General features: G+C 28.3%; 8 protein-coding genes. 1 reads left to right on the top strand and 7 read right to left on the bottom strand.

All coding sequences use genetic code 11. The features are described from left to right. The 7 genes from VK998_RS04070 to cobO form a co-directional block, all read right to left on the bottom strand. Positions 1-515: hypothetical protein (locus tag VK998_RS04070; RefSeq protein WP_325225772.1), on the bottom strand; the 515-nt coding region annotated here is incomplete at its 3' end. Next, positions 512-1,003 carry a hypothetical protein gene (locus tag VK998_RS04065; RefSeq protein ID WP_325225769.1) on the bottom strand — a complete coding sequence of 164 codons (492 nt, stop codon included), beginning with the start codon at positions 1,001-1,003 and terminating at the stop codon, positions 512-514. The genes VK998_RS04070 and VK998_RS04065, both read right to left, overlap by 4 nt. Then, positions 987-1,553 (bottom strand): RNA polymerase sigma factor, encoded by a 567-nt coding sequence (locus tag VK998_RS04060; RefSeq protein WP_325225766.1) that lies wholly within the window; start codon positions 1,551-1,553, stop codon positions 987-989. Before VK998_RS04060 ends, VK998_RS04065 begins: the two co-directional genes overlap by 17 nt. 180 nt (positions 1,554-1,733) lie before the next feature. After that, positions 1,734-2,897: an AI-2E family transporter gene (locus VK998_RS04055; RefSeq protein WP_325225764.1), complete on the bottom strand. Its 1,164-nt coding sequence runs from the start codon at positions 2,895-2,897 to the stop codon at positions 1,734-1,736. 230 nt (positions 2,898-3,127) lie between these two features. Beyond that, complete coding sequence (locus VK998_RS04050) at positions 3,128-4,732, bottom strand: M56 family metallopeptidase (protein ID WP_325225761.1); 1,605 nt, start codon at positions 4,730-4,732, stop codon at positions 3,128-3,130. Beyond that, positions 4,725-5,108: a BlaI/MecI/CopY family transcriptional regulator gene (locus tag VK998_RS04045; RefSeq protein ID WP_325225759.1), complete on the bottom strand. Its 384-nt coding sequence runs from the start codon at positions 5,106-5,108 to the stop codon at positions 4,725-4,727. The genes VK998_RS04050 and VK998_RS04045 overlap by 8 nt, the downstream gene beginning before the upstream one ends. 58 nt (positions 5,109-5,166) lie before the next feature. Next, complete coding sequence (cobO, locus tag VK998_RS04040; RefSeq protein WP_325225757.1) at positions 5,167-5,682, bottom strand: cob(I)yrinic acid a,c-diamide adenosyltransferase; 516 nt, start codon at positions 5,680-5,682, stop codon at positions 5,167-5,169. Positions 5,683-5,860: 178 nt separating this feature from the next. On the opposite strand from cobO, the gene ald reads away from it, so the two are divergent. Further along, a complete protein-coding gene (gene ald / locus VK998_RS04035; RefSeq protein WP_325225755.1) occupies positions 5,861-6,979 on the top strand; it encodes an alanine dehydrogenase in 1,119 nt (372 codons plus the stop codon). Positions 6,980-7,012 lie beyond the last annotated feature (33 nt).

Raw genomic sequence — 7,012 nt, 5'->3', positions numbered from 1 at the left:
AAAGAATGTAATGCATCAAAGAAACTATAAAACCATATTAAAGGTAAAACAAACAAGAATAAGGATAAACCTAACCATCCCATAAAGAATATGGTAAAGAAGAAGGCTCCCATTATTGCCAATCCTTTTTTCTGATAACCTAGATACATATGACCTGCACCTGGTATGATAGATAAAGCCATTGTTATAGTCTTTCTGTTAGATTGTTTTAATTCATCTACATTTTTATATTTAATTTTAATTTCATTTTCATCGTCTACGTGATTGTTTGAATTAAATCTTTTCATTAAAGAAAAAGCATCTAGTAAAGCTACAAGCCATATTAAAGGTAATCCAAGAGCTAATATTGCAAATAAATCACCACCAATAAACATCGCAAGCCCTACAACACCTGCCATAACCCCAAAGAATGCCATGAGAAATATTAGTCCTCTATCAGCAAACCCTAAATAAAAATGGGATAAGCCAGGTATAAAAGATAATAAAAATGTTATAAATTTACTTTTTTCTTTCATTTCAAATTCTCCTCACTTTTAGGTATTTCAAAATTATTGATAAAATTAGATGTTCTGTTTACAATTTTTCCAGATACATTAGCTATTATATTAGGTGCGTTAATATTATTTTTTACTACATTTGATTTCCCAATTTGAGGAACCATGTCTACTAATCCACTATAAAATCCTCCTAAAGTTAAAACTATCGCTACAGAAGCCACCGCTACATAATAGACGAACATATCTTTAAATCTAGTATTAGATTTTTTTGCTTTAGTTTTTGGTTTATATTGTACATTTTCAATATTGCCCATTAAATTAGCCGTAAAGTTTTCCGAAATGGAATCTTTTGCTTTATCTGCTTCTTGTTCATCTATGAGGGAAAGAAAAATCTCCATACATCTATCACATGTATATAAATGTTCTTCCATTTCAGTTTGTTTTTCATCTGAAAGAATCTTTTCTTTATAGAAAATCCATTCTATCTCATCATAATGTTTCATCATCTTCCTCCCTCCATTTCTCTCTTAATAGATTACGCCCCCGATAAAGCCTTGAGGCTATAGTCTTTACGGTAGTCCCTTCTTCCTTTGCAATTTCTTCATAGGATTTTTCCTCAAAATAAAATTTAATTATTACTTCTTCATATATTTTTGGTAGTGTTTTACAAATCCGGTGGATTTTTTTCTGATTTTCTTTTTCTACCAAAATATCCTCTGGTGTTTTATAATGGGATAAACTTTCTCCACCTATTACTATTTCTGTATTTTCCATTACCTGTTCATTGAATTTAGCTTTCTTTTTTCTTTTCCAATCTATGGATTTATTTGCAGCAATTCTACCAATCCATCCTTTAAAATTGTCAAATTTATATTCTGGAAGGGAAATATAGATTTGAAGAAAGACTTCTTGAGCTATGTTTTCTGCTTCATTATGATCTTTAATAAAGTTTAATATAATAGCAAATATATATCCTTTGTATTTCTCTACTATTTTTTCAAATGAGTTATTATTACCAGATAGAGTCTCTTCTATCAGCTCTTTATCTAAATCCATACCTCCCCTCCTTTCCTGTCTACTAATATAAACGAAACAAAAAATAAAAGTACTGCAAAAACACAAAAATATTTTATAAATTTAAAAGAGATAGATCTAGGTTTTTACTCTCTTGATCTACCCCTTTATTCCAATTCAATGGATTATAATACTAACTTATTTTATACTTTCACCAAGTATTTAATAATATTCTTTAGTATCCTTTGGTAATCCCTTTTTATTCAATCTATATTCTACTATATCCTTTATTATAGAATAAATAAATACGAATAAAGGCACACCGATTACAAGTCCGACAAATCCAAATATCTTTCCTGCTACAAGCAATGAAAAAAGTATCCAAAAAGCTGATATACCTAATGAATCTCCTAATATTTTAGGCCCAATAATATTTCCATCAATCTGCTGTATAATTAATATTATAATTAAGAACCAAAGTGCCTTGATAGGTGAAACGAATAATATTATAAAAAAGGAAGGTATAGCTCCAATAAAAGGTCCGAAAAAAGGAATAATATTGGTTATTCCAATTATAAAAGATACCAAAGTTGCATAAGGTATTTTAGCAATACTTAATATTATAAATGTTAATATCCCAATAATAAGAGAATCCAATATCTTACCACTTAGAAACCTTCCAAATATACTATCACTTCTCCGTACTAATTCCATTACTCTATTAGCATTCTTCTCAGAAAAAATAGAAATTGTTATTTTTTTACTTAAAGCTTTGAATTTTTCCTTATCTAGTAATAAGTAAATTGAAACAATAACACCTAATACTATGTTCCAAATACTAGAAAGAATATTTTTTGTTAAATTCCCTAGTTTAGGTATTAAATTTGTGGCAAATCTCAATATATAATCCACAAATTCATTCCACTTTACTAATATAATTTCATAGTACTCTTCCTGAATTTGGAGTTCATTGGTAAAATCATTAATCTTATTATTTACAGCCATAAAATAATCTGGAATATCATTTACCAATCCAATAATTGATGATAATAATTGAGGCAACACAAAATTTAAAAAAAGATATAACAATAGAAATACAGTTAAATAGGTTAATATAATTCCTATTATCCTATTTAATTTTCTACTTTTCATTTTAGACAAAATATTATCTAATAAATATTCTTCAAAAAATTCAAGTATAAAATTAAATATATAAGCCATTACAAAACCTATAATAATTGGTTGTAATGTATTTATGTATTTGCTAACTTGTATTTTGAATAAATTTACTTCTGACGCTATTAAATAAAATATTGTACTTAGTACTGCTACAATAAATGAATATACTGCAATTGTAGTATACTTGCTATTCCAGTTAACTTTCATAATACCACCTCTTTTATTTTATAAACTTATGAATTATATAAACATTTCCTTATATCATTATACTACCAAAAATAATTACCAACAACTATTGCTTAATTATATATTTAAATTTTTATGGTGAGTCATAGTTTAATAAATTTCAAACTAAAAAAAGATAGGTTAAAAGCTGTAACCTTTAATCTATCTTTTTCAAGTATAACTAATATTCATTATTTAAAGCAATAACAATTTTACTTCCAAATGCTATAACTAGCATTTTCTGTAGATTTCCCCTCTTCATTTGCTAAAATTATATAATAATATTCTTCATCACTAAAATTGATTCTAACACCATGATTGCCATCTTCTTCTGTTGATTTTATTTCTGCTATCTTTTCTTTTTCTTTTGTATATATATCTGCTGAAAAAGGAATATCACTATCAGCTGTAAACTTACAATTATTTAATGAATATCCTATATAAGTTATTCTATTTTTCCCCCATTTTTTATAAAAAGGAGCATCTTTTGAATATTTATCTGGTAGTATTTTAATTTCATCAAATTTATCATAATCAAGCTCGTCTTCGTATAGAATCTCAAATCTACCTACCATTACAAACAAGGACATCCCTCTGTCTACAGATATGTTTTCTTTATCTTTTCTTCCATGTTCTAACATATACGCAAATTCTTCTGAAACTTCCCTTTCTTCTTCAACATAATCTGATAGACTACCATCCTTTTGGACTAAATTCTGTTCCTCATCACTATTAATTTCTAATGCATCTATATCTTGATTTAATTCATCATTAATACCTTTTACTACATTAGAGCCTTCTACTTTATCTAACACAAAAGTATTAATTAAAAAAGCAATAACTAAAATAGAAAATAGAACTAAAATCCCATTTTTCTTCTTCCTTGAATCTATAATACTTTTAAATCTTTTCTTCATTTCCTTTTTCCCCCCTATAAAATAAGTTGCTAATTTAGAACTGTGCCTTTCTCTTTCAATTGATGACAACAACACCTTACAATAGGTTCTCTTTTCATTTTCATCTTCATTTTTCAATACATCTAAATCACAACATATTTCTATATCCATATTTGCAACTTTTCTCATTATATATATCAATGGATTAAACCAATGTATTCCATTAGCAATTAATATCATCAATTTATATTCTAAATCTTTCCTCTTAATATGCTGTAATTCATGTTTTAGAATATAGTATATTTCTTCTTCACTATATTCATTAGAAGGAATGATTATAGTTGGTCTTATTATTCCCATCAATATAGGAGTTAATACCTTATGATTTTTAAAAATTCTCACTTTTCCCTTTAATCCTAACTCATCACTAATTTTTTGATAAGTATCGATTACAATATCATCTTTAACAACCTTCCCTAAATTTACTATCTTTCTTTTAAATACTAAATGTATTATAAAATGGTATGCTAAAAATATTATGAACCCTATTATGTAAATAGTTTTTATTATTTTAAATATGTTTTCACCTAAGTAAATTTTCCTAAGATTACTATCTTTTTTTAGATTTTCTTCCTCTGATGGTAAATTGTTATTATTTTCTATATCTAAATAATTTAAATTTGTTTGTTTTTGATTTTCATTAAAAATAATATTTTTATGGATTTCTTTATACTCTAAGTCAGGTATTGGTAGATTCCATCCAATAGGAATCAATAGTCTTATACTTAGGATTAACCATAAAAAATATCTCCATCTAATAATGTATTTTTTATTTAAAGTTTCTGAAATTATTAAAGTTAATATTATTACTAGACCTATTGAAAAGGACAAAGCTAATATGTTTAGAAAATATTTAGTCATTAGATTCATCCTTTCCAATTTTTTCTATTAATTCTTTTAACTCCGAAAGATCTTCATCATCAATAGCTTTACTATTATATAGATTTACCACCAAACTAGGTAGTGAATTGTTATAGATTTTCTTTAAAAATGTCCGACTTTCCTTAGACTTATAATCTTCTTCACTAACAACTGCTGTATAAAGATTGTATCTCTTAGTTCTGTCAATATTGATAAAACCCTTTTTCTCAAGTCTTGATAAAGATGACATAAGAGTTGATAGTGCCCATTTTCTCTTCTCTTTTAATTCTTCCAAAATAGAATTTGCCTTCAAAGGTCTGTTAGCACTCCAAATTACTTGCATAATTTCAAATTCTGCCTCTCCTAATTTTTTCAATTATATTCACCTCCATTACATTGTTGTAAATTTATTATACACTCGTGTAATGAATTTGTCAACTCTCTATTCCTTTTCTAGCTTCTACTCCTTCGTTATAATAATGTTTAATCTCCTTCATCTCTGTTACTAAATCAGCTAGTTCAACTATATTATCTTCTGCATATCTACCCGTTATGATTACTTCTACATGGGATGCTTTTTCCTTTAGTATTTCTATAACTTCTTCTGAGGTAAACAATTTAAAATATACTGCTATATTTAACTCATCCAAAACTACTATATCGTATTTCCCTTCTTTTAATATTTTTCTACATTTTTCTAAACCCTCTTTTGCTAATTTAATATCTTCTTCTGTTGGCTCATTGTATATAAAACAATCCCTACCAAATTGTTCTATTTTAAAATTAGGTATGTATTCAACACTTTTTAATTCACTATAATCCATACCTTTAATAAACTGTCCAAAAAACACTTTCTTGCCAGCACAAATTGCCCTAATAGCTAATCCTAAAGCTGCTGTTGTTTTACCTTTTCCATTGCCTGTATATACTTGAATATATCCTTTTTCCAATTATATCCCTCCCATTTAAATACATAAATATAAATATAATTATATCATAGAAATAAATCATAATTGATTTCGTTATTTTTTTAACAAATTATCTCAAAATTTAAAATCGTGCAAACCTTTTCAAAATATGATAGAATATATTTAACAAACCAATTATTTATTAAGGAGGAATGTATCAATGATTGTTGGAGTACCAAAGGAAATAAAAGAACAAGAGAACAGGGTAGCTCTTACACCTGCTGGCGTAGATGCTCTAGTTAGAGCAGGCCACAAAGTTATAGTAGAAACTAATGCAGGAATGGGCGCAGGTTTTTCTGATGAAGAGTATAAATCTATAGGAGCAGAAATCCTACCTGAGGCTGCTAAAGTGTGGGAACAATCAGATATGATAATGAAGGTTAAAGAGCCTCTAAAATCAGAGTACAAATATTTTAAAAAGGACCTTATCATATTTACTTACCTACATCTAGCTGCAGAAGAAGAATTAACAAAAGCTTTAGTTGAATCAGGAGCTGTCGCAATTGCTTACGAAACAGTTCAAAATCCAGATAGATCTCTTCCACTTCTTACTCCTATGAGTGAAGTTGCTGGACGTATGGCAGTTCAACAAGGGTCTATTTATTTAGAAAAAACTAGAGGCGGAAAAGGCCTATTAATAGATGGTGTTCCCGGAGTACCTCCTGCTCATGTAGTAGTTGTAGGTGCTGGTATCGTAGGTACTGGTGCTATTAGAAGAGCTATTGGTCTTGGCGCTAGAGTCACAGTGCTTGATATAAATGTAGATAGACTTCGTTATCTAGGCGAAGTATTCATGGGAAGATTAGAAACTTTATATTCCAATAATTATAACTTAACACAAGCAGTTAAAACTGCTGATTTAGTAGTAGGAGCAGTTTTAATTCCAGGTGCAAAAGCACCAAAATTAGTTACAGAAGAAATGGTTAAATTAATGGAACCAGGTAGTGTTCTAGTGGACGTGGCTATTGACCAAGGTGGATGTATGGAAACAACATATCCTACAACCCATGCTGACCCAATATTTATGAAACATGATGTAGTTCACTATGCTGTTGCAAATATACCTGGAGCAGTTCCAAGAACTTCCACATTAGCTTTAACTAATGTAACTTTACCTTATGCAGTTAGAATAGCAAATAAAGGTTGGAAACAAGCTCTTATTGATGAAGAACCATTAAGAAAAGGTGCTAATGTATTAGATGGAAAAATCGTTTACAAATCAGTAGCAGATGCATTTGATATGTCTTATACTCCTGTAGAAGAAGTATTAGGTATGTAGAATAAATGAATAAAACCCATCTTAGAGATTTCT

It is taken from the genome of Schnuerera sp. (assembly GCF_035459645.1).
Taxonomy (GTDB): Bacteria; Bacillota; Clostridia; order Tissierellales; family Tepidimicrobiaceae; genus Schnuerera.
Note: the sequence above shows the minus strand (reverse complement) of the source record. Positions and strands in the feature narration are given on the sequence as shown.

Bases quoted from the DNA above. Each gene is read 5' to 3' on its own strand.
- VK998_RS04060 (WP_325225766.1), bottom strand. From the start codon at position 1,553: ATGGATTTAGATAAAGAGCTGATAGAAGAGACTCTATCTGGTAATAAT.
- VK998_RS04050 (WP_325225761.1), bottom strand. From the start codon at position 4,732: ATGACTAAATATTTTCTAAACATATTAGCTTTGTCCTTTTCAATAGGT.
- ald (WP_325225755.1), top strand. From the start codon at position 5,861: ATGATTGTTGGAGTACCAAAGGAAATAAAAGAACAAGAGAACAGGGTA.
- VK998_RS04065 (WP_325225769.1), bottom strand. From the start codon at position 1,003: ATGATGAAACATTATGATGAGATAGAATGGATTTTCTATAAAGAAAAG.
- VK998_RS04055 (WP_325225764.1), bottom strand. From the start codon at position 2,897: ATGAAAGTTAACTGGAATAGCAAGTATACTACAATTGCAGTATATTCA.